Annotated in this window: 22 protein-coding genes and 2 tRNA genes; 3 read left to right on the top strand and 21 right to left on the bottom strand. The window is 54.0% G+C overall.

Going from position 1 to position 26121, the window contains the following annotated elements; genetic code table 11:
- The 17 genes from carB to rpsB form a co-directional block, all read right to left on the bottom strand.
- Window positions 1-3261 carry a carbamoyl-phosphate synthase large subunit gene (gene carB, locus B9Z35_RS04735; RefSeq protein ID WP_108282469.1) on the bottom strand — a complete coding sequence of 1087 codons (3261 nt, stop codon included), beginning with the start codon at window positions 3259-3261 and terminating at the stop codon, window positions 1-3.
- Window positions 3262-3263: 2 nt separating this feature from the next.
- Complete coding sequence (gene carA, locus B9Z35_RS04730; RefSeq protein ID WP_199219763.1) at window positions 3264-4427, bottom strand: glutamine-hydrolyzing carbamoyl-phosphate synthase small subunit; 1164 nt, start codon at window positions 4425-4427, stop codon at window positions 3264-3266.
- Between the two features lie 170 nt (window positions 4428-4597).
- The gene (locus tag B9Z35_RS04725) at window positions 4598-5374 is read right to left on the bottom strand and encodes an RNA methyltransferase (RefSeq protein ID WP_108282468.1); all 777 of its coding nucleotides are present in this window, start codon (window positions 5372-5374) and stop codon (window positions 4598-4600) included.
- Complete coding sequence (gene rnhB / locus B9Z35_RS04720) at window positions 5371-5988, bottom strand: ribonuclease HII (protein ID WP_108282467.1); 618 nt, start codon at window positions 5986-5988, stop codon at window positions 5371-5373. Before rnhB ends, B9Z35_RS04725 begins: the two co-directional genes overlap by 4 nt.
- On the bottom strand, window positions 5960-7102 hold the full coding sequence (gene lpxB / locus B9Z35_RS04715) for a lipid-A-disaccharide synthase (protein ID WP_108282466.1): 1143 nt from the start codon (window positions 7100-7102) through the stop codon (window positions 5960-5962). Before lpxB ends, rnhB begins: the two co-directional genes overlap by 29 nt.
- Window positions 7103-7107: 5 nt before the next feature.
- Window positions 7108-7902, bottom strand: coding sequence for an acyl-ACP--UDP-N-acetylglucosamine O-acyltransferase (lpxA, locus tag B9Z35_RS04710; RefSeq protein ID WP_108282465.1), 795 nt, complete (start codon window positions 7900-7902; stop codon window positions 7108-7110).
- A 29-nt stretch (window positions 7903-7931) separates the two neighbouring features.
- Complete coding sequence (fabZ, locus tag B9Z35_RS04705; protein ID WP_104800386.1) at window positions 7932-8369, bottom strand: 3-hydroxyacyl-ACP dehydratase FabZ; 438 nt, start codon at window positions 8367-8369, stop codon at window positions 7932-7934.
- A gap of 2 nt (window positions 8370-8371) precedes the next feature.
- Window positions 8372-9355, bottom strand: a complete 984-nt coding sequence (lpxD, locus tag B9Z35_RS04700) for a UDP-3-O-(3-hydroxymyristoyl)glucosamine N-acyltransferase (protein WP_108282464.1) — start codon at window positions 9353-9355, stop codon at window positions 8372-8374.
- A 7-nt stretch (window positions 9356-9362) separates the two neighbouring features.
- Window positions 9363-9869, bottom strand: coding sequence for an OmpH family outer membrane protein (locus B9Z35_RS04695; RefSeq protein WP_108282463.1), 507 nt, complete (start codon window positions 9867-9869; stop codon window positions 9363-9365).
- On the bottom strand, window positions 9869-12169 hold the full coding sequence (bamA, locus tag B9Z35_RS04690) for an outer membrane protein assembly factor BamA (RefSeq protein ID WP_108282824.1): 2301 nt from the start codon (window positions 12167-12169) through the stop codon (window positions 9869-9871). Before bamA ends, B9Z35_RS04695 begins: the two co-directional genes overlap by 1 nt.
- A 23-nt stretch (window positions 12170-12192) precedes the next feature.
- On the bottom strand, window positions 12193-13563 hold the full coding sequence (gene rseP, locus B9Z35_RS04685) for an RIP metalloprotease RseP (protein WP_108282462.1): 1371 nt from the start codon (window positions 13561-13563) through the stop codon (window positions 12193-12195).
- A gap of 3 nt (window positions 13564-13566) precedes the next feature.
- Window positions 13567-14766, bottom strand: a complete 1200-nt coding sequence (ispC, locus tag B9Z35_RS04680) for a 1-deoxy-D-xylulose-5-phosphate reductoisomerase (RefSeq protein WP_233246491.1) — start codon at window positions 14764-14766, stop codon at window positions 13567-13569.
- A gap of 11 nt (window positions 14767-14777) precedes the next feature.
- Window positions 14778-15614 (bottom strand): phosphatidate cytidylyltransferase, encoded by an 837-nt coding sequence (locus B9Z35_RS04675; protein WP_108282461.1) that lies wholly within the window; start codon window positions 15612-15614, stop codon window positions 14778-14780.
- A gap of 5 nt (window positions 15615-15619) precedes the next feature.
- Window positions 15620-16180: a ribosome recycling factor gene (gene frr, locus B9Z35_RS04670; RefSeq protein ID WP_108282460.1), complete on the bottom strand. Its 561-nt coding sequence runs from the start codon at window positions 16178-16180 to the stop codon at window positions 15620-15622.
- Window positions 16181-16228: 48 nt separating this feature from the next.
- Window positions 16229-16951, bottom strand: coding sequence for a UMP kinase (gene pyrH, locus B9Z35_RS04665; RefSeq protein ID WP_108282459.1), 723 nt, complete (start codon window positions 16949-16951; stop codon window positions 16229-16231).
- Between the two features lie 78 nt (window positions 16952-17029).
- The gene (tsf, locus tag B9Z35_RS04660; protein ID WP_108282458.1) at window positions 17030-17923 is read right to left on the bottom strand and encodes a translation elongation factor Ts; all 894 of its coding nucleotides are present in this window, start codon (window positions 17921-17923) and stop codon (window positions 17030-17032) included.
- Between the two features lie 82 nt (window positions 17924-18005).
- Window positions 18006-18746 carry a 30S ribosomal protein S2 gene (rpsB, locus tag B9Z35_RS04655; protein ID WP_108282457.1) on the bottom strand — a complete coding sequence of 247 codons (741 nt, stop codon included), beginning with the start codon at window positions 18744-18746 and terminating at the stop codon, window positions 18006-18008.
- Between the two features lie 215 nt (window positions 18747-18961).
- Between rpsB and B9Z35_RS04650 the strand changes: the two genes are divergently transcribed.
- Both B9Z35_RS04650 and B9Z35_RS04645 read left to right on the top strand, forming a co-directional pair.
- A complete protein-coding gene (locus B9Z35_RS04650) occupies window positions 18962-20218 on the top strand; it encodes a D-amino acid dehydrogenase (RefSeq protein WP_108282456.1) in 1257 nt (418 codons plus the stop codon).
- Window positions 20215-21693: an NAD(P)H-hydrate dehydratase gene (locus B9Z35_RS04645; protein WP_108282455.1), complete on the top strand. Its 1479-nt coding sequence runs from the start codon at window positions 20215-20217 to the stop codon at window positions 21691-21693. The genes B9Z35_RS04650 and B9Z35_RS04645 overlap by 4 nt, the downstream gene beginning before the upstream one ends.
- A 20-nt stretch (window positions 21694-21713) precedes the next feature.
- Here B9Z35_RS04645 and rnr read toward each other — a convergent pair whose 3' ends face one another.
- Window positions 21714-23936, bottom strand: coding sequence for a ribonuclease R (rnr, locus tag B9Z35_RS04640; protein WP_199219762.1), 2223 nt, complete (start codon window positions 23934-23936; stop codon window positions 21714-21716).
- 50 nt (window positions 23937-23986) lie between these two features.
- Here rnr and B9Z35_RS04635 point away from each other — a divergent pair.
- Window positions 23987-24071: transfer RNA gene (locus B9Z35_RS04635), tRNA-Leu, on the top strand.
- 50 nt (window positions 24072-24121) lie between these two features.
- On the opposite strand, the gene rimO is transcribed toward B9Z35_RS04635, so the two are convergent.
- From rimO to B9Z35_RS04620, 3 genes are all read right to left on the bottom strand, one after another.
- A complete protein-coding gene (gene rimO, locus B9Z35_RS04630) occupies window positions 24122-25492 on the bottom strand; it encodes a 30S ribosomal protein S12 methylthiotransferase RimO (protein ID WP_370444108.1) in 1371 nt (456 codons plus the stop codon).
- A gap of 8 nt (window positions 25493-25500) precedes the next feature.
- Window positions 25501-25947 carry a polyhydroxyalkanoate synthesis repressor PhaR gene (phaR, locus tag B9Z35_RS04625; protein ID WP_108282453.1) on the bottom strand — a complete coding sequence of 149 codons (447 nt, stop codon included), beginning with the start codon at window positions 25945-25947 and terminating at the stop codon, window positions 25501-25503.
- Between the two features lie 71 nt (window positions 25948-26018).
- Window positions 26019-26095: transfer RNA gene (locus tag B9Z35_RS04620), tRNA-Val, on the bottom strand.
- Between the last annotated feature and the right edge of the window lie 26 nt (window positions 26096-26121).

Below are 26121 nucleotides of genomic sequence, written 5' to 3'. Positions count from 1 at the left end.
TTAGGCGGTCAGTTGGGCGTGCATCTCTTGCACAGAAATGACATCCAACTTGTCCATGTACTTCATGCCTTCCACAGCCGCTTCTGCGCCTGCGATGGTCGTGAAGGTTGTCACACGGTTGAGCAATGCCGAGGTACGAATGTGACGGGAATCAGCAATCGCATTGCGACGTTCTTCCACGGTATTGATGACCAACACCACTTCGTTGTTTTTGATGCTGTCAACAATGTGTGGACGACCTTCGGTCACTTTGTTCACCACATCACAAGGCACGCCGGCCTCAACAATGGATGCCGCTGTGCCCTTGGTGGCAATCATCTCAAAGCCCAAAGCAGCCAATTGACGGGCCACTTCAATGACGCGTGGCTTGTCGTTGTTCTTCACCGAGATGAACACCTTACCGGTGGAGCGGCCATCGGCATCACGAGGACGAGGCAGTTTGGTGCCTGCACCCAACTGGCTCTTCACAAAGGCTTCGCCAAATGTTTTGCCAACGCCCATGACTTCGCCCGTGGACTTCATCTCTGGACCAAGAATCGTATCGACGCCTGGGAACTTGACGAAGGGGAACACCGCTTCTTTCACGCTGAAGTAAGGAGGTGTAACTTCTTTGGTAATGCCTTGCGACGCGAGTGTTTGACCCGCCATGCAACGTGCAGCCACCTTGGCCAACTGAATGCCCGTAGCTTTAGACACATAAGGCACAGTGCGAGATGCACGTGGGTTGACTTCCAACACATAGATGACGTCTTTGCCGTCGACATGTTGAATCGCAAACTGCACGTTCATCAAGCCGACCACATTCAAAGCACCCGCCATCGCGGCAGATTGGCGCTTGAGTTCAGTCACTGTGGCTTCTGACAAAGAGTACGGAGGCAAGGAGCAAGCCGAGTCACCGCTGTGAACGCCTGCTTGTTCGATGTGTTCCATCACGCCGCCGATGAAGGTCTTGCCTTCGGGGTCGCGCAAGCAGTCCACATCGCACTCGATCGCGTCATTCAAGAAGCGGTCCAGCAACACAGGTGAGTCATGCGACACCTTGACGGCTTCACGCATGTAGCGCTCAAGGTCGCGTTGCTCGTGCACGATTTCCATGGCGCGGCCACCCAACACATAGCTGGGTCGAACGACCAAGGGGTAACCCAAGGCAGCGGCTTTTTCCAAAGCTTCTGGTTCGGTGCGTGCCGTGGCGTTTGGCGGCTGACGCAGACCGAGGTCGTGCAACAGCTTTTGGAAACGCTCACGGTCTTCAGCAGCATCAATCATGTCAGGGCTGGTACCAATGATGGGCACACCAGCAGCTTCCAAATCGAGAGCCAACTTCAAAGGCGTTTGACCACCGTATTGCACGATGACGCCGGTTGGTTTTTCTTTGTCGACGATTTCGAGCACGTCTTCGAGCGTCAATGGCTCGAAGTACAAACGGTCGGATGTGTCGTAGTCGGTCGACACGGTTTCAGGGTTGCAGTTGACCATGATGGTTTCGTAGCCATCTTCGCGCATGGCAAGCGCAGCGTGAACGCAGCAGTAGTCAAACTCAATGCCTTGGCCGATGCGGTTAGGACCGCCACCGAGCACCATGATTTTTTTGTTGTTGGTGGGTTCAGCTTCGCACTCACCATCACCATGGCCTTCGTAGCATGAGTACATGTAAGCAGTGTCAGTCGAGAACTCAGCCGCACAGGTATCCACGCGTTTGTAGACAGGGCGAATATTGAGTTCATGGCGACGTGCACGCACCACATGCTCAGTGGTTTTGAGCAACTTGGCCAAACGACGGTCTGAGAAGCCCTTCTTTTTCAAGGCGCGCAACTCATCAGCCGTGATGGCCTCAAGCGTCGTGGTTTCAACTTCGAGTTCAATCTTCACGATCTCTTCGATTTGCACCAAGAACCAAGGGTCGATCTTGGTCAAGGCAAACACCTCGTCCACGCTCAAGCCCATGGCGAATGCATCGCCCACATACCAAATGCGCTCGGGACCAGGTTCGCCCAGTTCTTTCTCAAGCACTTCGCGGTCTTGGGTTTTTTCGTTCATGCCATCCACGCCCACTTCCAAACCACGCAGAGCTTTTTGGAAGGACTCTTGGAAGGTACGGCCCATGGCCATCACCTCACCCACCGATTTCATTTGGGTGGTCAAGCGGCTGTCGGCGGTTGGGAATTTTTCAAAGGCAAAACGTGGAATTTTGGTGACCACGTAGTCGATCGAAGGCTCGAACGACGCTGGCGTTGCACCACCTGTGATTTCGTTGCGCAACTCATCGAGCGTGTAGCCCACAGCCAGCTTGGCTGCGACTTTGGCAATCGGGAAACCCGTGGCTTTAGAAGCCAACGCAGATGAACGCGACACACGTGGGTTCATCTCAATGACGACCATGCGGCCATCTTTGGGGTTGATCGAGAACTGCACGTTCGAGCCGCCCGTGTCCACACCAATTTCACGCAACACGGCCAAAGACGCGTTACGCAAAATTTGGTATTCCTTGTCGGTCAAGGTTTGTGCGGGCGCCACGGTGATGGAGTCACCGGTGTGCACACCCATGGGGTCCAAGTTTTCAATCGAGCAAATGATGATGCAGTTGTCCGCCTTGTCGCGCACCACTTCCATCTCGTACTCTTTCCAACCGAGCAAAGACTCTTCAATCAACAACTCGTTGGTGGGCGATGCTTCCAAGCCGCGCTTACAGATGATCTCGAATTCTTCAGGGTTGTAGGCAATGCCGCCGCCTGTGCCGCCGAGCGTGAAGCTGGGGCGAATGACGGTGGGGAAACCCACGCGCTTTTGCACATCCCAGGCTTCTTCCATGCTGTGAGCAATGCCTGAACGTGCTGAGCCCAAACCAATCTTGGTCATGGCGTCTTTGAACTTCAAGCGGTCTTCGGCTTTGTCGATAGCCTCAGGCGTCGCGCCAATCAGCTCAACCTTGTACTTGGCCAACACGCCGTGATGCCACAAATCCAGCGCGCAGTTGAGCGCAGTTTGGCCGCCCATGGTGGGCAAGATGGCGTCTGGGCGCTCTTTGGCAATGATCTTCTCGACCGTTTGCCAAGTGATGGGTTCGATGTAGGTGACGTCTGCCGTGGCAGGGTCGGTCATGATCGTGGCAGGGTTGCTGTTGATCAAGATGACTTTGTAGCCCTCTTCACGTAAAGCTTTACAAGCTTGCACGCCAGAGTAATCGAACTCACAGGCCTGACCAATGATGATCGGGCCTGCGCCAATGATGAGAATGCTTTTTAGGTCGGTGCGCTTTGGCATGATTATTTCGCCTCCATCAGTTTGATGAAGCGGTCAAAGAGGTAAGCAATGTCGTGCGGTCCGGGCGATGCTTCGGGGTGACCTTGGAAGCAAAACGCGGGCTTGTCGGTGCGGGCCAAACCCTGCAAAGTGCCGTCAAACAAAGACACGTGTGTGGCACGCAAGTTGGCGGGCAATGATTTTTCGTCCACTGCAAAACCGTGGTTTTGGCTAGTGATAGACACACGACCTGAGTCGAGGTCTTTCACAGGATGGTTCGCGCCATGGTGGCCAAACTTCATCTTGAAAGTTTTCGCGCCACTGGCCAAAGCCATGATTTGGTGACCCAAGCAAATGCCAAATGTAGGGATGCCGGTTTCGATTAACTCAGCAGCCGCAGCAATCGCGTAGTCGCAAGGCTGAGGGTCGCCAGGGCCATTGGACAAGAAGATGCCATCGGGGTTGTGCTTGAGAACTTCAGCCGCTGGGGTCTTCGCGGGCACCACGGTGACTTTGCAACCGCGCTGAGCCAACATGCGCAAGATGTTTTTCTTCACGCCGAAGTCATACGCGACCACATGGAACTTAGGTGCGGTCAAGTTGCCGTAGCCTTCGCCCAATGTCCACTCGGTTTGTGTCCACTCATACGACTTGGACACGGTGACTTTTTGCGCCAAATCGAGGCCGGCCATATTGGGCGCGCCTTTGGCGGCTGCCACCGCTTGGTCGATCACCGCTTGCGTGACTTCTTGGCCTTTGGCCAAGCCCACGATCGCGCCGTTTTGCGCGCCCTTGGTGCGCAAGATGCGTGTGAGTTGACGTGTGTCGATGTTGGCAATGGCCACAGTACCTGCATCAGCCAAATAGGCCGACAAGGTTTGGCTAGAGCGGAAGTTGCTTGCGACCAAAGGCAAGTCTTTGATGATCAAGCCAGCAGCATGGACTTTGTCAGCTTCGATGTCTTCCACGTTGACGCCGTAGTTACCGATGTGCGGGTACGTCAAGGTGACGATCTGCTGGCAGTAGCTGGGGTCAGTGAGGATTTCCTGATAGCCAGTGAGTGAGGTGTTGAACACCACTTCGCCGACTGTGGAGCCGGTGGCTCCAATCGAGTTGCCGATAAAGACCGTGCCGTCTGCGAGCGCCAAGATGGCGGGCGGGAAGGTTCCCTGAAGAGACAAAAGCACTGGGTTCTCCGGAATAGTTCGGGTACGCCTCAGCGCTCACAAGAGAACGTGTCTCTTTGGCTGCTTTGTTCGAGGAATTTGCCTAGGTTTGAGCTGGGGCGTACAGGTTGATGCGGGAAAGCCTCTCATTATATCCGAGGCACTGGTTTTCCCGAATCAAATTAGGCGAATTAAGCCAAATGACAGGTGGCGCTGGCGTGTAAGCAAATAGCAGCAGCCGAAGCCACATTGAGTGACTCTTCCCCGCCAGGCTGAGCGATGCGCACATGTACGGCAGCACGATCCGCCAAAGCGGCAGACACGCCCTGCCCTTCGTGGCCCATGAGCCATGCGCAGGGCATGGGCAGCTTCGCCTCGGCAAGCAAGCTGTGCAGAAACGGGCCTTGGTGTGAACTGGTGGCTACCCAAGGCATGTCCAGCGCATTCAAGTCATCGGCGCTCAGACCTTCGACCAAATGCAGCCCAAAATGCGCGCCCATGCCGGCCCGCAAAACCTTGGGCGACCATAAAGCGGCAGAACCTTTGATGGCCAGCACTTGTTTGAAGCCAAAAGCAGAGGCACTGCGCAAAATCGAGCCCACGTTGCCTGCATCTTGCACGCGGTCAAGCACCACCGTGGGAGTCTTGGCTTGGAGGTCTTGGGCACTGGGTGCCGCCAAAATAAAACCCATCTTGGCGGGCGACTCTAGGCTGCTGATTTCAGCAAACAGCGCATCGGGCAACACGGTGTTTCGCTCAGCCGCTTGCGTCCACTCACGCGGTGCCGTGGCCCAAAGCGATTCGGCAAACACCGCATGCTCAGGCTTCACGCCACGTGTAAGTGCGGCACGACACAGATGATCACCCTCTAACCAAACGCGTCCCAGTTTGCGGTAGGCCGTGCTGTCTTGCGACAAACGGCGCAGGTCTTTGACCAAGGGGTTGTCACGCGAGGTGATCAAATTCATTTCAACACCTCGGCCACAGGAGAAAACGATTTGCGGTGCCAAGGCGTAGCACCGTGTTCCTTGAGGGCTTGCAAGTGCGCCGCTGTGCCATAGCCTTTATGGCCATCAAAGCCGTACTGAGGATACTGCGCGTGCAACTCTTGACACCAACGGTCACGATGCACCTTGGCCAAGATAGACGCCGCAGAAATGGCTTGCACCTTGCTGTCGCCTTTGACAATGGCTTCAGCCAACACATCGAGTACGGGCAAGCGGTTGCCATCGATTAACACCTTGGTGGGCTTCAGGCGCAAGCCTTCTACGGCGCGACGCATGGCGAGCATGGTGGCTTGCAAAATATTGAGCTCGTCAATTTCTTCCACCGTCGCTTCGGCAATGGAACAGCACAAAGCCTTGGCGCGAATCTCGTCGTACAAACGCTCGCGCTTCAAGGCGGTGAGTTTTTTGGAGTCCGCCAAGCCCGCAATAGGATTCAAGTCATCCAAGATCACGGCAGCGGCCACCACGGGTCCAGCCAGCGGGCCGCGTCCAGCTTCATCCACCCCAGCGATTAAGCCTGGAGCGTCCCAAATGAGCGCGGCTTGTTCAGCGCGCAAGAACTTTTTCGATCGCATGAGCCGCCAATGCGGGTGTGTCACGGCGCAGCTTGTCGTGCAGCGTCGCAAAGCGTTGTTGAACCGCGGCAGCTGCCGCAGGGTTGGCCAACCATTGCAATACTTCATGCGCCAACGCATCGGGCGTAGCAGCATCTTGCAGCAATTCGGGCACGACAAAGTCTTGACACAAGATGTTGGGCAAACCCACCCAAGGCTGCAACTTTTTGCGGCGCATGATTTGCCAGCTGAGCCAGTTCATGTTGTAGGCAATCACCATCGGGCGCTTGAACAATGCGGCTTCTAAGGTAGCCGTGCCGCTGGCAATGAGTGTCACATCACAAGCAGCCAATGCCGCATGCGATTGGCCGTTGAGCACCAAGAGGTTAGACACCTCGCCCACATCTCTGACAATTGCATCGATGCGCGCGCGCAAAGCAGGCATGGCTGGCAACACGAAGTGAATGCCAGGCTGCTGCTTGGCCATGCGTTGTGCAGCTTGTAAAAAGCGATGCGCCAAGTACTCAATTTCAGAGCTGCGGCTGCCTGGCAGCAAAGCCACTACCGTGGCGTCTTGCGGCAAGCCTAATGCAGTCCGAGCAGCAGCACGGTCAGGCACATCGGGAATGTTTTTGGCTAAAGGATGCCCCACATAGGTGGCATCAATGCCGTGCTGCGCGAGCAAGTCGGTTTCGAACGGGAAAATGCATAGCACGTGGTCTACGCTTTGGCGGATCTTCTCGACACGGTCTGCACGCCAAGCCCAGATGGACGGACACACAAAGTGAATTGTGGGAATGTCTTGGGCTTTGAGGTCACGTTCTAAATCGAGGTTGAAGTCTGGTGCATCCACACCAATGAAAGCGCTGGGTGAATTGGCCAGCAATCGTTCACGCAGTTGATTGCGAATGCCCACAATTTCTCGGTAATGGCGCAGCACTTCAACATAGCCACGCACGGCGAGTTTTTCGTAAGGCCACCAAGGCTCAAAACCTTGAGCTGCCATCCGTGGGCCACCAATGCCGGCGCTGTGCATGGTGGGCCATTTCTCGCGCATTCCACCTAGCAACAGGCCAGCGAGCAAATCGCCCGAGGCCTCGCCTGCGACGAGCGAGAAAGACAGGGCCTCGGCCATCCGATTTAGCGAATGATGCCGCGTTGCGGCGAGGTGTGGTTCAAGAAGTCCAGCATCATGGCCACATCGGGTTCAGCTTCTGGTTTTTCTTGGGTCAAGGCGGCAATGCGCTCTTTGGCTTGTTCGAGCGTCAAGTCGTCACGGTACAAAGCTTTGTGCATGGCCTTGACGGCACTGATGCGCTCAGGAGAGAAACCGCGACGGCGCAGGCCTTCGAAGTTCATCGAGCGTGGCTCAGCAGGTTGACCTTGGCACATCACAAATGGCGGCACATCGGCAAACAAAAGCGAATGCATGGCCGAGAAGCTGTGCGCACCGATACGCACAAACTGGTGCACCACGGTAAAGCCACCCAAGATCACCCAGTCGCCCACATGCACATGGCCTGCCAGCTGGGCGCTATTGGCGAAGATGGTGTGGTTGCCCACCACACAGTCATGCGCCAAGTGCACATAAGCCATGATCCAGTTGTCGTTGCCCACTTTGGTCATGCCAGCATCGCCGGGTGAGCCAATGTTGAACGTACAAAACTCACGGATGGTGTTGCGGTCACCAATGATCAGCTCGCAAGGTTCGCCTGCGTATTTCTTGTCTTGCGGAATCGCGCCCAGCGAGTTGAACTGAAAAATGCGGTTGTCATTGCCAATCGTGGTGTGACCTTCGATCACGCAATGTGGGCCCACGGTGGTGCCCGAACCGATGCGCACGTTGGGTCCGATGATGGTGTAAGGCCCCACCTGCACCGAACTGTCGAGCTCGGCTTTGGGGTCAACAATGGCTGTGGCGTGGATGAGGCTCATCGTCTGCTGTTTAGCTTGTTGATTAATCTTTAAGCGATAGAGCGCATGGTGCACATCAAATCAGCTTCGGTCGCCACGACGTCGCCCACTTTGGCGCGTGCTTTGAATTTAAAGATACCGGCCTTCATGCGGTCCAACTCAACTTCTAAGATGAGCTGATCGCCTGGCTCAACAGGACGCTTGAAACGCGCACCGTCAATGCCAGCAAAGTAATACACGGTCTTGTCATCGGGCGCAGCGCCCAAGGTGTCAAAAGCCAACAAGGCTGCAGCTTGCGCCAAAGCTTCCAAGATCAACACACCGGGCATAACAGGGTGATGCGGAAAGTGGCCGCCGAAGAACGGCTCATTCATGGTCACATTCTTGAGTGCCTTGATGCTTTTGCCCTTTTCAATTTCCATCACGCGGTCCACCAACAAAAATGGATAACGGTGTGGCAACTGTTTCAAGATTTGATGAATGTCCATGCTCATTTTTTCTGACTTTCTAAAACGGATTCAAGAGATTTGATGCGGTCGCGCAAGCGGTGCAATTGGCGCAGCGTGGCGGCGTTTTTCTCCCACGACGCATTGTCGTCGATCGGGAACACGCCACTGTATTGACCAGGCTGACGAATGGAGCGCATGACCACCGAAGCGGCAGAAACATGCACACCATCGACAAGTTCCAAGTGGCCTAAAACAATCGCACCACCACCAACCGTGCAATTGGCACCAATGCGCGCACTGCCTGCCACGCCGGCACAACCGGCCATGGCCGTATTGGCGCCCACGTGCACGTTGTGGCCGATTTGCACCAAGTTGTCGAGCTTGACACCGTCTTCGATGATGGTGTCATCCAAAGCGCCGCGGTCGATGCAGGTGTTGGCACCGATTTCCACATCGTTACCGATACGAACCGCACCCAATTGTTCAATCTTTTCCCAGCGTCCTTCAAACAACGCAAAGCCAAAGCCGTCAGCCCCGATTACCACACCCGCGTGCACGATGCAGCGCTCACCGATGCGGCAATCTTCACCCACGGTGATGCCTGATTTGAGCCAAGTGTTCGCGCCGATGGATGCACCACGCTCGATCACACATAGCGGACCAATGCGCGCACTGGCATCCACATGGGCTTTAGGATGAATCACGGCGCTGGGATGAACCAAAGGCTCGTCATTGATACGTGTGTGCTGACGCCACAATTGACTGAGACGTGCAAAGTAGTAATACGGGTTGTCTGCCACGATCAAAGCAGCAGAGACCTTGGAAGCCTCTGCGACTGCAGGCGACACAATGACACAGCCCGCCTGTGTGGTGGCGAGTTGCGATTGGTATTTGGGATTGCTTAAAAAACTCAGCGCGTTGGCTTGAGCGGTGTCAAGCGGTGCGAGTTTCTGTATGAGATGCTTGGGATCGCCAATCAGGCGACCACCCAAGCTTTCGATGATCTGGCCGAGACTCAGTGCCACGGCAGGATTATTTAGCGGCGTTGATGACCTTCAGCACTTTGTCGGTGATGTCGTGCTTGGGGTTGATGTAGACAGCTTCCTGCAACACCAGGTCATATTTTTCAGCTTCAGCCACTTGCTTGATCACGCGATTGGCGCGCTCGAGCACTTGTTGAAACTCTTCGTTTTTGCGTGCATTGAGCTCCTCTTGGAACTCACGGCGCTTGCGTTGGAAATCGCGGTCTTGTTCGCCCAGTTGTTTTTGACGCGACATGCGTTGCGACTCAGACAGAGTGGGTGCTTCGCGCTCGAATTTTTCAACGGCAGATTTGAAAGACTTTTCAGCATCAACCAAATCTTTTTCGCGCTTAGAAAATTCTTGTTCCAACTTAGCCTGCGCTTGCTTGGCTGTATTGGACTCTTTGAAAATTCGGTCGGTATTGATAAAGCCAATACGGATTTCTTCAGCTTGCGCACAAAACGCAGCCAAACCCAACACAACAGCTAAGAAAATTTGACGAGTAAATATAGTCATCAGAAAGACGTCCCAATTTGGAATTGCAATTGTTGAATTCTATCCCCTGGGAATGACCTGACTGGACGTGCCCAAGCAAAACGCAAAGGCCCCATGGGAGAGACCCAACTCAGCCCGACGCCGTATGCGCTGCGTAAAAGACCTAAGTCAACTTTTTCGAATTCACCGTAAACATTACCCATGTCATAAAAACCGTACAAACGCAGCGTTCTATCATTGCCAGCACCTGGGAAAGGCATCAAAAACTCAGAATTCAATGTGACCTTTTTCGCACCACCAATGACAGGGCCTGTAATGTCGCGAGGACCTAAAGTGCCTTGTTCGAAACCACGCACGGAACCCAAGCCGCCGGAATAGTAGTTTTTATAAAAAGGCAGCGTTTGTCCACTCAATCCCCTACCCGACCCTAAATCAGCATTGAAGGCGAAGGTATATTGCTTTGTCAGCGGGAAATACTGCTGGTACTGTCCACCCATCTTGGCGTAACGCGCATCTCCGGCGGCGCCAACTTCAGTGTTGAAGCGGATGAACTTGCCACTGTTTGGATTTAAATAACTGTCACGGCTATCCCTTGCCCAGCCAGCAGTCACTGGCAAGTTTTGAGCAATGCAACCAAATCTTTGGCAAAGCTCTGCATGGACCCCTAGCATGTTCGTACCAGGAACTAGCTCAGTTTTCTCAGCTGCAACACCGACAAAAATACGATCAAGCTCGCTGAAGGGCAATCCAAATCTGGTCGCCAAGCCTGAAGTAATCAAACGGTAATTTCCGCCCTGTTCAACATAAGGTTTGCTAGAGCGGTGATAAAACTCAAACGTTCTTGACACGCCATCTTCTGTGAAATAAGGATCTGTAGTGTTGATCACGTAATACTGGTTGTACTTACTCGTACTCACCTGCAAACCCAAGTTATGCCCTGATCCAAACACATTGTCTTGTTGAATACCAAAAGAAAATGTGACCTTTTCGGCGCTCGAGAAGCCAGCACCCAGCGTCAACATACCTGTAGGTTTTTCGACCACATTGACATTCAAATCCACTTGGTCTTGAGTCGATGGCACTTCTTGCGTGTCGATTTCAACATCCTTAAAGTAACCCAAGCGATTCACACGATCACGCGACAAACGAATTTTTTCACCGTCATACCAAGACGATTCGGTCTGGCGAAATTCTCTACGGACGATTTGATCGCGCGTACGGTTGTTGCCTGCAATATTGATACGACGCACATACGCACGACGCGCGGGGTCTGCCACGAGAACGAGCTTCACGCGATTGGTCGCACGATCAATCTCTGGTCGGACATCGGTACGAGCAAACGCAAAACCGAAATTGCCAAAATACTCATTGAACGCTTTCGTGGTCCGTGCGACATCATCTGCGTTGTAGGCCTGCCCTGCCTTGATTTCAACCAATGACTTGAACTCATCGTCCTTGCCCAAGTAGTAGCCTTCCATCGCCACTTCGGAGACCACAAATCGATCCCCTTCTGTCACATTGATGGTGATGCTGATGTCTTGTTTATTGGGCGAAATTGCCACCTGAGTGGAGTCGATACGAAACTCTAGGTAACCACGCGCCAAATACCAAGCACGCAAAGTTTCCAAATCCGCATTAAGTTTGGTGCGTGAATAGCGATCTGACTTGGTATACCAACTCAACCAATTGCCTGTACCTTGATCGAACTGATCCAGCAGCTTAGATTCATCAAATGCTTTGCTGCCTACGACACGCATTTCTTTGATCTTGGCCAAGTCACCTTCCACCACAGTGAAAGACAAATTCACACGGTTGCGCTCTGCAGGTGTGATAGTAGTAATGATTTCAGCACCATATAAGCTTCGATTAACGTATTGACGCTTCAACTCTTGTTCTGCACGGTCTGCCAAGGCTTTGTCAAACGGACGACCTTCTGCTAAACCAATGTCTTTGAGTGCTTTTTTCAAGGTGTCTTTGTCGAATTCTTTGGTACCAATGAATTCCACTGCTGCAATGTTTGGACGCTCTTCGACAATCAAGACTAAGACATCACCATTGACTTCAATACGCACATCCTTAAATATGCCGAGCGCATACAAACTACGAATAGCTGCAGCACCTTTTTCATCTGTGTAGTCGTCACCCACCCTAAATGGAATGGATGCAAACACAGTACCAGGTTCAATGCGTTGCAACCCTTCAACGCGAATATCGCGCACATTGAATGGGGCAGCGGCAAACGCATTGAACGCCATCATCGACCCGGCAATCAATGCTACGGTTTGTGCCAATGTGGTGCGACGGAATTGAAATAGTTGCATGTTCATGAGGTATATCAGGGGACTTATGGAAGCCAACCCAGGCGAACCACGTCGTTAAAAAGAGAGAAAAACATCAGTGCCACAAGCATCGCCAAACCTGCGCGCTGCGTAATTTCAAGCCACGCAGACGAAGGAGGATGACCTGTGCATGCCTCGTAAACATAATACAACAGGTGCCCACCATCGAGCACCGGCAAAGGCAGCAGATTAAACACGCACAAACTGACGCTGAGCAAAGCTAAATAGCTCAAATAAGAGCCAATACCCAAACTGACAGAACGCCCCGCATAGTCTGCCATTGCCAGCGGCCCGCTCAAGTTATCTAGCGATGCATCCCCTGTGACTAAGCGCCAGAGCATGTCGAGCGTCATGACCATGACTTCCCACGTTTGGTCAATCGCTTTGTCGATGCCATCGAGGAAACTGTATTGGATCCATACCTTGGCTGGCGACTCCCCTACTTGCGCCCCGATGCGTCCAATTTGTTTACCGTTTTCTTTGGCTTGGTCAGGCTGAACGTCAATCTGGATCAAATGACCATCACGCAAAATATCCCAAGTTTGTAGGCTCGGTACATGAGTCTGCCCACTCGCACGGACCATTGCGCGGAACATACCGGCATCACTCACGGGGTGGCCATCGATGCGTAAGACTTCGTCATGTCGTAACAATCCAGCCGCATGCGCTGGCATACCGAGTTGAACATCCCCCAATACCGCCCGGCTCCAAGCGCCGGTCAATCCCCGCGCTTGCCAAGGATTGGAGTCTTTCGAGACGGCGTTTTCTGACAGCTCAGACAAACGCAACACTTGCGACGTTTTTCTCCCCTGTGGCTGGACCTCTAAATACACGGGCGAGGCATCTTGCTGAAGCATCCACCAGCGCAGCGCATCGAGCGACACTACTTCATGCATGGATTCAGCAGAAACACCTGCACGCAAGACCGTATCACCGCCGCGCAAGCCTGCCGCATCGGCAACTGAACCTGACACAGGGGATGCCAAAGTGGCTTGTGTTTCGTACTGCCCGATCCAAAAAGTAGCAGCATATAAACAAACAGCCAAAATCAAATTGGCTAACGGTCCGGCGGACACGATGGCGGCACGCGCCCATAAGGGCTGACGGTTAAACGCCATAGGCAAATCTTGCGGCGCAACATCGGCTTGGTTTTCATCAAGCATCTTGACGTAGCCACCCAAGGGGATCAGGCTGATGCAAAACTCTGTGTCTTGTCCTGCAAAAGGTTTACGCGATTTCCAACGCAGCAAGGGTTTGCCAAAGCCAATCGAGAATGTGAGAACCTTCACGCCACAAGCCACCGCAACGCGGTAGTGACCCCACTCGTGCACGGTGATGAGGACACCGAGTGCGAGCAGGAAAGCAAAAAGGGTCATGGTTTATTTAGCCAACAAACGCACAGCGTCTTCAGCCACTGCGCGCGCTTGCGCATCGAGTGCCAATAAATCGTCCAAGCTGTTCGGTGCAGCTGGCGACAGGTGCGCCATGCAGTTTTGATTCACCGCATGGATTTGATCAAAACGAATACGACGCTCCAAAAACGCAGCAACTGCAATTTCATTGGCCGCATTGAGCACAGCAGTTGTACCGCGTGGACCACGCAAGGCATCCCACGCCAAATGAATACCTGCAAAACGTTCGGGGTGACCGTGATCATCCAATGCTTCAAAGGTCATGGCTGACAAGGCATGAAAGTCCAAAGCTTGCGCACCAGAAGTCATGCGCTCTGGCCAGCTCAAACCATAGGCAATGGGTACACGCATATCGGGCGTGCCCAACTGAGCCACCACCGACATATCGCGGTACTGCACCATCGAATGGATGATGCTTTGGGGATGAATCACCACCTCTAAGCGCTCAGGAGACAAGCCAAACAAGTAACGCGCCTCAATCACCTCGAGCGCTTTGTTCATCATGGTTGCGGAGTCCACCGAAATTTTGCGTCCCATCACCCAATTGGGGTGCGCACACGCTTGTTCAGGTGTGACGTCTTTTAAGGTGGCTAAGTCGCGTGTGCGAAACGGCCCACCAGATGCCGTGAGGATGATTTTTTCCACACGCGCATCCCAAGTCGATGCATCTTCTGGCAATGACTGAAAAATAGCGGAGTGTTCGCTGTCAATGGGCAGCAGCGTGGCACCACCTTGTTTGACGGCATCTAAAAATACTTCAGCGCCAACCACCAAGGCTTCTTTATTCGCCAACAACAAACGCTTGCCGGCGCGCGCCGCAGCTAAGCAAGGTGACAAACCAGCAGCGCCCACAATGGCAGCCATCACAGCGTCGACCTCTGGGTGAGCAGAAATCTCATCTAAAGCCGCAGGGCCAGTAAGCACTTCGGTAGCCAAGCCTTCTGCTTTAATTTTGTCTTTGAGTTGTTGCGCAGCTTGCGACTCCACCATCACGGCAAAGCGCGGTTTGAACTGCGCACATTGGCGCAGCATCAAATCCACTTGCGTGGCGCCAGAAAGCGCGAAGACTTGAAAGCTATCCGGGTGACGTGCAATGACGTCTAAGGTATTGGTGCCAATTGAGCCGGTCGAGCCCAGCACCGTGATGCGTTGTGGCTGCATGCCCATGTGTGTTTTTGTCAAACCGATTGCGCCAACATCATGGCCAATGGCAAGGCGGGAAGCAGTGCATCCACACGGTCCAGCACACCACCATGACCTGGCAGCAATTGGCTGCTGTCTTTCATGCCGGCACTGCGCTTGACCAAGGACTCAACCAAGTCACCAGCCACACTCATCATGGTGAGGAACAGTGTCGCCAACACCAAAAAAGGTGCTCCACGGTTGTACAGGCGGGTATATAGGCTTTCACTGTCTACCGCGTATTGGGTATCGACCCAAATCCACACGCAAGCCATCAGCAACACGCCCACCATGCCGCCCCACACACCTTCCCAGCTTTTGCCAGGACTAATGGCGGGTGCAAGTTTGCGACGGCCAAACGCACGACCCGAAAAATATGCCGCAACGTCAGCCATCCAAACCAAGAACAGAACCGACAACAAAAAGTTAACACCTATGACTTTGGCTTGGTACATGGCCACCCATGTGAGCCACAGAGCCAACACGCCCACCACTAAACGCAAGGCACGCGAAATGGTGGCCCAGCGTTCCACGCCGTGGCGAATCAACCAGCCGGCCACCAGCACCCAGGCAGCACCTGTGATGATCCAGATATTTGCAGGCGCTTGATATGCCCAGCGTGCAGACCATGCGAACAAACACAAGGTCACACACACTGCAGCCACGCGCAAAGAACCACGCATGGCGAAACCGTTTAATCGGCCCCACTCCCATGCACCGGCAGCAATCAAAACGAGGGTGAGCCCAGCCAAAGGCTCAGCGGTATCCGCCAAGAGAGCCGGCAGCAACACCGCCAACAAAACCAGCGCAGTGATGACGCGTTGCTTGAGCATCTGGCTTAGACCGCCATGATTTCTTGTTCTTTGCTGGCGATGAGCTTGTCAATCTCAGCAATGTGGCTATCAGTCACTTTTTGAATATCGGCTTCTGCACGTTTTTGGTCGTCTTCAGAAGCGAGTTTGTCTTTCACCAATTTCTTCACAGATTCGTTGGCATCACGACGCAAATTGCGCACGGCAATCTTGGCGTTTTCGCCTTCGGTGCGAACCACTTTGGTCAACTCTTTGCGGCGCTCTTCCGACATCGGAGGCATTGGCACGCGAATCAACTCGCCCATGGAAGAAGGGTTCAGACCCAAATCGCTGTCACGGATGGCTTTTTCAATCTTGGCACCCATGGGCTTTTCCCAAGGCTGCACGCTCAGGGTGCGGGCATCCAATAACGACACGTTGGCCACTTGGCTGATCGGCACCATGGAGCCGTAGTAATCGACTTGCACTGCATCCAACAAGGCTGGGCTGGGACGGCCTGTGCGAATTTTGGTCAGGCTATTGCTGAAGGCCGCAATGGATTGACCCATTTTAGTTTCGGTGGTTTTCTTGATGTCAGCGATGGTCATGTTGTGCTCCTGGGGCAGCGCAGTGTGAGGTTCGTAAAAACTAGGAAATTAGGCGTGCACCAAAGTGCCTTCGTCTTCGCCCATGACAACGCGCTTGAGCGCGCCGTTCTTGAAAATAGAGAACACCTTGATCGGCAATTTTTGGTCACGGCACAACGCAAATGCAGTGGCGTCCATGATGCCAAGGTTTTGACCAATCGCGTCGTCAAAGCTGATGTCGCTGTAACGCGTCGCGTTGGGGTCTTTCTTGGGGTCGGCTGTGTAGACGCCGTCAACCTTGGTGGCTTTGAGCACCATCTCTGCACCAATCTCAGCACCGCGCAATGCAGCAGCAGTGTCAGTGGTGAAGAAGGGGTTACCTGTACCGGCCGCAAACACCACCACTTTGCCCTCTTCGAGGTATTGCAATGCTTTGGGGCGCACATAGGGCTCGACCACTTGGTCAATGGCAATGGCAGACATGACACGTGCGGTCAAGCCTGTTTTGTTCATGGCATCTGCCAAGGCCAGTGAGTTCATTACCGTTGCCAACATGCCCATGTAGTCGGCTGTGGCGCGGTCCATGCCAACAGAGCCACCGGCAACACCGCGGAAAATGTTGCCGCCACCAATGACGATGGCCACCTCGACGCCGAGGTTGATGACTTCCGCCACTTCGTCCACGATGCGAACAATGGTGGCGCGGTTGATGCCGAACGCATCATCGCCCATCAAGGCCTCCCCCGACAGCTTGAGCAAAATACGCTTGTAGGCTGGCTTTGGTGAGGTCATGAAAAGGCTCCTTGATGTGTGCAGTTGAATGTGATGTACGGGGGATATCAAAAGGGGAGCCTAAGCCCCCCTTTGTGATTAAGCAGTTTGCTTAGCGGCAGCGACTTGGGCGGCCACTTCGGCTGCAAAGTCGTCGACCTTCTTCTCAATGCCTTCGCCCACCACATACAGGGTGAAAGAAGCCACTTTGGTGTTGGCAGCCTTGAGCATTTGCTCAACGGTTTGCTTGTCATTCTTGACGAAAGTTTGGTCGAACAAAGAGACCTCTTTGAGGTACTTCTGCACAGAGCCTTCCACCATCTTGGTGACGATGTCAGCAGGCTTGCCAGACTCAGCAGCCTTGGCTGCAGCGACTGAACGTTCTTTTTCGATCAAGTCAGCAGGCACATCAGCGCTGGTCAAAGCCACTGGCTTCATCGCAGCCACGTGCATGGCCACATCTTTAGCAGCTGTTTCGTCGCCGTCGAACTCGACCAACACACCAATGCGTGTGCCGTGCAAGTAAGCAGCCAACTTGTGTGCGCCGTCAAAACGCTTGAAGCGGCGGAAGCTCATGTTCTCGCCGATCTTGCCAATCAAACCTTTACGCACGTCTTCGAGCGTAGGGCCAAAGCTGTCTTGCTCATATGCCAAAGCACCCAAAGCTTCGATGGAAGCTGGGTTGTGCTCGGCCACCAACTTGGCAGCGGCTTGAGCCAAAGCCAAGAAACTGTCGTTCTTGGTCACGAAGTCGGTTTCGCAGTTCACTTCCAACAAAGCGCCAGTGTTGCCACTGATGAAGCTAGTCACAACGCCTTCGGCGGTCACGCGGCTAGAAGCCTTACCAGCTTTGCTGCCGAGCTTGACGCGCAACAACTCTTCTGCTTTGGCCATGTCGCCTTCGGCTTCAGTCAAAGCTTTTTTGCACTCCATCATGGGGGCGTCGGTTTTTGCGCGCAGTTCAGCGACCATGCTTGCGGTAATTGCAGCCATTTAAATTCTCCGTAATCAGTTCAAAACAATTGGGTGTGAAAAAGGGGCTTCACAAGCCCCTTTTCAAGTTTGGGCCGCGTGATTAAGCAGCGACTTCAACAAACTCTTCGCCGCCTTCGGTCACAGCTTTGACCAAGTCGTTGGTGGCGTTGGCACGGCCTTCGATGATCGCGTCAGCGATGCCACGAGCGTACAAAGTCACAGCTTTAGAAGAGTCATCATTACCTGGGATGATGTAATCAATGCCTTCGGGTGAGTGGTTAGAGTCCACCACACCGATCAATGGAATGCCCAATTTCTTGGCTTCAGCGATGGCAATCTTGTGGTAGCCAACGTCGATCACGAAAATCGCATCAGGCAACACAGCCATATCTTGAATACCGCCGATGTCTTTCTCAAGCTTTTCCATTTCGCGCTTGAACATCAGTTGTTCTTTTTTAGACAAAGCGTCCAAACCAGCTTCTTGCTGGATTTTCATGTCTTTCAAACGCTTGATCGATGTCTTGACTGTTTTGAAGTTAGTCAACATGCCGCCCAACCAACGTTGGTCAACATAAGGCACGCCAGCACGTTGGGCTTCAGCGGCGACGATTTCGCGTGATTGACGCTTTGTACCGATCATCAACACGGTGCCACGGTTCGCAGACAACTGCTTGACGAACTTGATGGCGTCTTGGAACATCGGCAAAGATTTTTCCAAGTTGATAATGTGAATTTTGTTGCGGTGACCGAAGATGAACGGGGCCATCTTGGGGTTCCAGAAGCGAGTTTGGTGACCAAAGTGGACGCCGGCTTCCAGCATATCGCGCATAGTGACTGACATAGAGATACTCCAAAGGTTGGGTCTAAAATCCAGCCCATCATCACCGCCAGCTTTCATTCTTGAAAAACTTTTGGCAACACCTTGATTGGACTGGTTTGCGAGTGATGTTTGTCCGAACTTGAGACAAAGCCTCAACCTCGGAAAAACCCAATGATTCTAGCACAGCAATACATGCACATCTCCCCCACCCGCCGCTCTCCTGCAAGGGTTGCCCTATGAAGGTCGCCGTGATTGGCGCAGGGGTGATTGGCATCACTACAGCGTACGAACTGGCCGCACAAGGCCACCAAGTCAGCGTTTTTGAGCGCAATGGCGCTGCCGCCGAAGAATGCAGCTTTGCCAACACGGGCGTTGCTTCCGCAGGCTATGCCGCACCATGGGCGCGTCCGGGTGTGGTCAAACACATCCTGTCCCACCTGTGGCAGCGTGACACGCCTCTGCGTATTTCTAGCCCCAGCATGGCCGATTGGCGCTGGCTGTGGCAAATGCGCAAAGCCAGCAAGCCCGCCACGTTTGCCCGCAACCGTGCCAGCATGCTGCGCTTGGCCGAATACAGCAGCCACCGCATGCGCACCCTCACAGACACCTTGAACTTGGAACACGAGCACAGTCAAGGCTTCATGGTGTTGCTGCGCACCGAGCGTGAAATCCAGCTCATGCAAGACAGCTTGCAAGTCATGCGCGATGCAGGGCTCAGCTTCAAAACACTGAACGACGATGAAGCACGCAGCATTGAACCAGCGCTGAACCCCGAAACAGCTCTGGCACAAGCCATCCATTTCCCAGACGACGAAGTTGGCAACTGCCGCCAATTCACACTGCTGCTCAAAAGTGAAGCGGAAACCTTGGGTGTGAAATTTCACTTCAACACGCCCGTGCAGCCGCTCTCAAATGCGCACCCCAAAACGATTCGCACCTCTGAGCATGACATGGGTGAAAAGTTTGATGCCGTGGTGGTTTGTGCAGGCTTGGCCAGCGCGCAAATCGTGCGCCCATTAGGGTTACGCATTCCCTTAGCAGCGGTACACGGCTACGCCATCAGTGCCGCAGTGCGTGAACCCTTGGATGCACCACGCAGCGGCGTCATCGATGAACAATACAAAGTCGCCATCAGCCGTTTAGGACACCGTGTGCGCGTGTCGGGCGGCTCAGAAATTGGCGGCAACGCCAAGCGTCACGATCCCGCCAGCATCAAAACGCTTTACCGAGTCCTTGACAACTGGTTTCCGGGCGCAGCGCGCACACAAGACAACGTGCAAGTGTGGAAAGGCTCGCGCCCCATGCTGCCAGATGGCCCACCCATCGTTGGAGCCAGTGGCATATCTGGCGTGTGGCTCAACCTTGGGCACGGCGCGAGCGGCTGGGCTCTTGCCTGCGGCAGCGCCCGCGTGGTGGCTGACAGCATCAACGGCAAAAGCCCAGACATTGATTTGCAAGGCCTAGGCCTTGAACGTTTGCACCTTCAACGATGAACACGCTCGGTCTGACGCAACGCCTACACAGCCAAGACAGATGGCCGCTGTACAACGTAGCACAGACCCGAAGCATTGAGACTGAAGCACAAGCCACCCTGCCCGCTTACATGCTGATGCAGCGTGCAGGCTTGGCAACCGCTCAACTGGCGCTGGCCATCGCACCGCATGCACAAAAAATTTGGATCGCCTGCGGCCCTGGTAACAACGGCGGCGATGGCCTTGAGGCTGCAGTGCATTTGCAAGCATGGGGCAAACACCCCATCGTTACTTGGCTAGGCCAAGACGGACGCTGCCCAGCTGACTCACAACAAGCATGGCAACGCGCCAAAACAGCAGGCGTGACGTTTACCCAGCAAATCCCAGAACAATTTGACCTAGCGATTGATGCACTGCTTGGTATCGGCGCACAACGCACACCCGAGGGCGTGATGGCTCAGTGGCTAGACGCGTTGCAAACCACCGTTACGCCTGTGCTGTGTGTAGACATCCCCACAGGATTGAATGCAGACACAGGCACATGGTTGGGAACTACCAAAGCGCAAACCCGCAACGCCCAGCGTCACACGCTGAGTTTGCTCACCTTGAAACCTGGTTTATTCACTGCCGATGGGCGTGATGCATCTGGCCAAGTTTGGTTCAACGACCTGCGCGTTGAAACCCCACACGCATGCACCGCGTGGCTGCAACAACACATCACAACACCAAGCGACCGGCCACACAACACCCACAAAGGTAGCTTTGGCGATGTGTCGGTGATCGGCGGAGCGTCAGGCATGAGTGGCGCGGCGGCTTTAGCAGGAGTCTCTGCTTTGCACGGCGGCGCAGGCCGTGTGTTTGTGGGGGTCATGGACGAATCTGCGCGACATACCATCTCAGCAGCACACCCACCCTTGATGGTGCGTGCACCTGAAGACTTGACTCTACAAACGTCCACAGTGGTGTGCGGCTGCGGTGGCGGCAATGACATTCATGCACTTTTGCCGAATGTGCTTTCATCCTCACAACAATTGGTGCTTGATGCCGATGCACTCAACGCTGTGGCAAGCGATACATCGTTGCAAAGTTTGTTGATAAAACGCAGCGCACGTCACAAACCCACCGTACTCACACCCCACCCGCTTGAGGCAGCACGCTTGTTGAACTGCACAGCCAAAGACGTGCAGCAGAACCGCCTTTTCGCTGCGCAGCAATTGGCCGACAAATTCCAGTGCGTGGTGATCCTAAAAGGTTCAGGCAGCATCATTGCAAGTCCGCAACACTCACCTGTGATCAACAGTTCAGGCAATGCCTTGCTGGCCACAGCGGGTACGGGCGATGTATTGGCTGGCTTGACGGGTGCATACATTACTCGCCATGAAGATGCATTTGAAGCAAGCTGCCAAGCTGTGTTCGCACATGGACACGTGGCAGATATTTGGCCTGAAGCGGGGCCTGCACTCGATGCAGCCTTGCTAGCTGCATCGGTGCATTGAAGCAAAAACGCTGTAGCGAATTACTTTCGAGAACGTCGGCTCTTCGCGCCGGCTTTTTTGTCAGCGGTTTTCCCTGAGCGTCCAGAAGACGATTTAGGTTCGCCACGTCCGCCCTTGCCACTGATTTTGGTGAAAGCTTTTTTCACCGCCGTTTTGAAGTTCTGCATGGGCGAACCCGCAGCGTCTTTGCCATTGCGTGGCAACAGCTCATCGGCTTCACGCACCAAGCGGAAATCAATCTTGCGACCATCGAGATCCACACGACTCACCTGAATGCGCACGCGAGATCCAATGCCATAGCGAATGCCAGTGCGCTCGCCGCGCAACTCTTGGCGCATTTCGTCAAAGCGGAAGTATTCACCACCGAGTTCGGTGATGTGCACCAAGCCCTCGACGTACATCGCATCCAAGGTCACAAACAAACCAAAGCCTGTGGCCGAAGTCACGACACCGCCGTACTCTTCTCCCAAATGCTCGCGCATGTATTTGCACTTCAGCCAAGCTTCCACATCACGGCTCGCCTCATCGGCGCGACGCTCGTTGGCGCTGCAATGCAAGCCTGCAGCTTCCCACGCTTGCTGGTCGGGCGTGGGTTTGGTTTTAACAACCAATTTGTTTTCAGGCTCACGCACGCGCGAGGCCAATCGACGAGCCAATTTGGCATGAGCCTCGCCTGGCGTGGGTAACGTTGGCAAGGTGTACTTGCGCTTGTTCAAAATTGCTTTGATGACGCGATGCACCAACAAGTCGGGGTAGCGACGAATCGGGCTGGTGAAGTGGGTGTAGGCCTCAAACGCCAAGCCAAAGTGGCCGTTGTTGTCGGGCGTGTACACCGCTTGCGACATCGAGCGCAACAACATGGAGTGAATTTGCTGCGCGTCTGGACGCTCTTTGGTCGCATCAGCAATGGCTTGAAATTCGGCAGGCTTGGGGTTGTCGCCCACCGTCAAACCCACACCTGTGGCTTTGAGGTAGCCGCGTAGCACATCAATCTTCATCGCTGATGGGCCTTCGTGCACACGGAACAAGCCAGGGTGCTTGCTTTGCAAGATGAAGTCAGCACTACACACGTTGGCGGCCAACATAGCTTCTTCAATCAACTTGTGGGCATCGTTGCGCACACGCGGAATGATTTTGTCGATGCGACCACTTTCGTCACACACGATTTGTGTTTCGGTGGTTTCAAAGTCGACCGCACCACGCACATGACGCGCTTTGAGCAACGCCCCATACACATCGTGCAAGTTGATCAAATCATCAATGCGGTCTTTGCGTTTGGCAGCTTCTGGTCCACGTGTGTTCGACAAAATCGCCGCCACTTCGGTGTAGGTGAAGCGCGCATGGCTGAACATCACCGCAGGGTAAAACTGATACGCCTCTACATCACCGGATGCACTGATGAGCATGTCGCACACCATGCACAAACGCTCGACATCTGGGTTCAATGAACACAAGCCGTTTGAAAGTTTCTCCGGCAACATCGGAATCACACGGCGCGGGAAGTAAACACTGGTCGCGCGGTCATAGGCATCCACGTCAATCGCGCTGCCGGTTTCCACATAGTTGCTCACATCAGCAATGGCCACCAACAAACGCCAGCCTTGGCCCTTGCCCACTTTGGCAGGTTCGCAATACACAGCATCGTCAAAGTCGCGCGCATCTTCACCATCAATGGTGACCAAAGGCACGTCGGTCAGATCGACACGACCTTTTTTATCTTCGGGTCGCACTTTGTCAGGCAGGCCACGAGCCATGGCCAAACAAGCGTCAGAGAACTCATGCGGCACGCCATATTTGCGCACAGCAATTTCGATTTCCATGCCGGGGTCATCGACCTCGCCTAGCACTTCTTTGATGCGGCCCACAGGTTGGCCATACAAACTGGGCGGCTCTGTCAGTTCAACCACCACCACTTGGCCGACCATCGCTTTGGCGGTCGCACCTTTATTAATCAAAACATCTTGGCCGTAACGCTTGTCTTCAGGCGCGACCAACCACACACCGCTCTCTTGCAACAAACGACCAATGATGGGTTGCTTAGAGCGTTCCAAAATTTCAACCACGCGCCCCTCTGGGCGACCTTTGCGGTCTAAGCGAACAACCCGTGCTTTGACGCGGTCACGGTGCAACACCGCGCGCATTTCGTTGGGGGGCAAAAAGATGTCTGGCGCACCATCATCTCGTTGCACAAAACCATGCCCATCGCGGTGACCCGAGACGGTTCCTTCAAACTCTTCCAGCAAACCACTGGTATGTGCGGAATTCTTGATACAATGCCTCTCTTTCCTGAAATGCCCAGGTGGCGGAATTGGTAGACGCACTAGTTTCAGGTACTAGCGAGTAACATCGTGGGGGTTCGAGTCCCTTCCTGGGCACCAATATAAGTTAAATGAAAGCCACCTTTGAGGTGGCTTTTGTTTTTTGTGAATTAAATTGGCATGGCGATAAGGTCGTGACCTTCTGTCGCCACCACTTTGGCGCGGGTGAACTCACCCACTTTGAGCACTTTGCTGAGTTTTTCAGACGGCAAGAGTTTCACTACACCATCAATCTCTGGCGCATCTGCATAGCTGCGGCCCACACCACCTTTGCGGCCACCAGCAGGCGCTGAATCAACCAAAACTTGGATGGTTGAACCAATGCGGCGTTTAAGCTTGGCAATCGACACCTCTTCTGCCACCGCCATGAAGCGGGCTTGACGTTCTTCACGCACCTCTTGCGGCAACATGCCCGGAATGTCGTTGGCGGCTGCGCCGTCTACGGGGCTGTAGGCAAAACAACCCGCACGGTCAATCTCGGCTTCACGCACGAAGTTGAGCAAATGCTCAAACTCTTCTTCGGTCTCACCGGGAAAGCCTGCAATGAAGGTGCTGCGAATCACAATTTGTGGACACAGCTCGCGCCAACGCGCAATGCGCTCCAGGTTTTTCTCGCCGCTGGCTGGGCGCTTCATGCGCTTCAACACATCGGGGTGGCTGTGCTGGAACGGCACATCTAAATATGGCAACACATGACCTGTGGCCATCAGCGGGATGATGTCATCCACGCTGGGGTATGGGTACACATAGTGCAAACGCACCCACGCGCCATAGGTTTGAGCCAACTTGGCCAAGGCTTGCGCCAGCTCTAAGGTGCGCATCTTGATGGGTTGACCGTCAAAGAAACCAGTCACGTACTTCACATCCACACCGTAGGCCGATGTGTCTTGGCTGATGACCAACAGCTCTTTCACGCCGCCTTCAAACAAAGCACGCGCTTCTTTGAGCACATCACCAATCGGGCGGCTTACCAAGTCACCGCGCATGGACGGGATGATGCAAAACGTGCAACGGTGGTTGCAGCCTTCGCTGATTTTCAAATACGCATAGTGCTTGGGCGTGAGCTTGACGCCCGCTTCACCAAAGCTATTGGGTACCAAGTCGATGAATGGGTCGTGCGGCTTGGGCAAATGCGCATGCACCGCATCCATCACCTCTTGCGTGGCATGTGGGCCAGTAACGGCCAACACGCTGGGGTGCATTTCCATCACCAAGTTGGCACCGCCTTCGGCTTGGCGTGCGCCTAGGCAACCGGTCACGATGACCTTGCCGTTTTCGGCCAAAGCTTCGCCAATGGTGTCTAGACTCTCTTTCACCGCATCATCAATGAAGCCGCAGGTGTTGACGATGACCAAATCAGCGCCAGCAAAAGTTTTAGAGGTTTGATAGCCCTCGGCGCTGAGTTGCGTCAAGATCAATTCGGAGTCGGTCAAAGCCTTGGGACAGCCCAAGCTCACAAAGCCAACTTTTGGTACGTTCATTACTTCAGTCATTTACGGTTCAGCCCCATCACATCCATCATGTGTTCGGTTTGTTTTTGCAATTGTTCGGCATAGCTGCTCACCAGTGTGGGCACGATGGGCAGCTGCGGCACGTTGTCCATGAACGTTTGCACGTTCTTCTCAAGGTAAGAGCCCATGAAACCCTGCATCGAATGCCCATAAAAGCGAATGATGTTGGCCAAGACCTGTTCGGTCAGGATGGGTGAGCCTTCCGACTCATGCTCCAAGATGATTTGCAACAAGATGCTACGCGTCAGGTCTTCCCCCGACTTGGCATCGACCACCCGAAACGGGGTGTTGTGCATCACCAGTTGCTTGATATCTGCCAAGGCCACATAGATGGATGACGCGGTGTCATACAAGCGGCGATTGGGATACTTCTTGATCACGCGGTCTTGCGTGTCATCTGAAGTGTTTGATTTTTTGCTGCTCATGAAGTCAGCTCCCGTTGAAAAAGAAAAGCCCAGTACTGTTCAAACAGTGCCGGGCTTGACGGGGAACAATATGGTAGGCGCGATTGGAATCGAACCAACGACCCCCACCATGTCAAGGTGGTGCTCTAACCAACTGAGCTACGCGCCTACATTGTTCGAAGCTGAAAGTATAGC

It is taken from the genome of Limnohabitans sp. Jir61, from assembly GCF_003063545.1.
GTDB lineage: Bacteria > Pseudomonadota > Gammaproteobacteria > Burkholderiales > Burkholderiaceae_C > Limnohabitans.
This window is presented reverse-complemented; position numbering and strand designations above follow the sequence as displayed.

Coding starts and splice junctions, on each gene's coding strand:
- lpxB (WP_108282466.1), bottom strand. CDS start 7,102: ATGGCCGAGGCCCTGTCTTTCTCGCTCGTCGCAGGCGAGGCCTCGGGC.
- pyrH (WP_108282459.1), bottom strand. CDS start 16,951: ATGACCTCACCAAAGCCAGCCTACAAGCGTATTTTGCTCAAGCTGTCG.
- rimO (WP_370444108.1), bottom strand. CDS start 25,492: ATGAACGTACCAAAAGTTGGCTTTGTGAGCTTGGGCTGTCCCAAGGCT.
- B9Z35_RS04650 (WP_108282456.1), top strand. CDS start 18,962: ATGAAGGTCGCCGTGATTGGCGCAGGGGTGATTGGCATCACTACAGCG.
- B9Z35_RS04695 (WP_108282463.1), bottom strand. CDS start 9,869: ATGACTATATTTACTCGTCAAATTTTCTTAGCTGTTGTGTTGGGTTTG.
- carB (WP_108282469.1), bottom strand. CDS start 3,261: ATGCCAAAGCGCACCGACCTAAAAAGCATTCTCATCATTGGCGCAGGC.
- fabZ (WP_104800386.1), bottom strand. CDS start 8,369: ATGGACATTCATCAAATCTTGAAACAGTTGCCACACCGTTATCCATTT.
- frr (WP_108282460.1), bottom strand. CDS start 16,180: ATGACCATCGCTGACATCAAGAAAACCACCGAAACTAAAATGGGTCAA.
- rnhB (WP_108282467.1), bottom strand. CDS start 5,988: ATGCGATCGAAAAAGTTCTTGCGCGCTGAACAAGCCGCGCTCATTTGG.
- bamA (WP_108282824.1), bottom strand. CDS start 12,169: ATGCAACTATTTCAATTCCGTCGCACCACATTGGCACAAACCGTAGCA.
- B9Z35_RS04675 (WP_108282461.1), bottom strand. CDS start 15,614: ATGCTCAAGCAACGCGTCATCACTGCGCTGGTTTTGTTGGCGGTGTTG.
- rpsB (WP_108282457.1), bottom strand. CDS start 18,746: ATGTCAGTCACTATGCGCGATATGCTGGAAGCCGGCGTCCACTTTGGT.
- ispC (WP_233246491.1), bottom strand. CDS start 14,766: ATGGGCATGCAGCCACAACGCATCACGGTGCTGGGCTCGACCGGCTCA.
- phaR (WP_108282453.1), bottom strand. CDS start 25,947: ATGAGCAGCAAAAAATCAAACACTTCAGATGACACGCAAGACCGCGTG.
- B9Z35_RS04725 (WP_108282468.1), bottom strand. CDS start 5,374: ATGAATTTGATCACCTCGCGTGACAACCCCTTGGTCAAAGACCTGCGC.
- B9Z35_RS04645 (WP_108282455.1), top strand. CDS start 20,215: ATGAACACGCTCGGTCTGACGCAACGCCTACACAGCCAAGACAGATGG.
- lpxA (WP_108282465.1), bottom strand. CDS start 7,902: ATGAGCCTCATCCACGCCACAGCCATTGTTGACCCCAAAGCCGAGCTC.
- tsf (WP_108282458.1), bottom strand. CDS start 17,923: ATGGCTGCAATTACCGCAAGCATGGTCGCTGAACTGCGCGCAAAAACC.
- rseP (WP_108282462.1), bottom strand. CDS start 13,563: ATGACCCTTTTTGCTTTCCTGCTCGCACTCGGTGTCCTCATCACCGTG.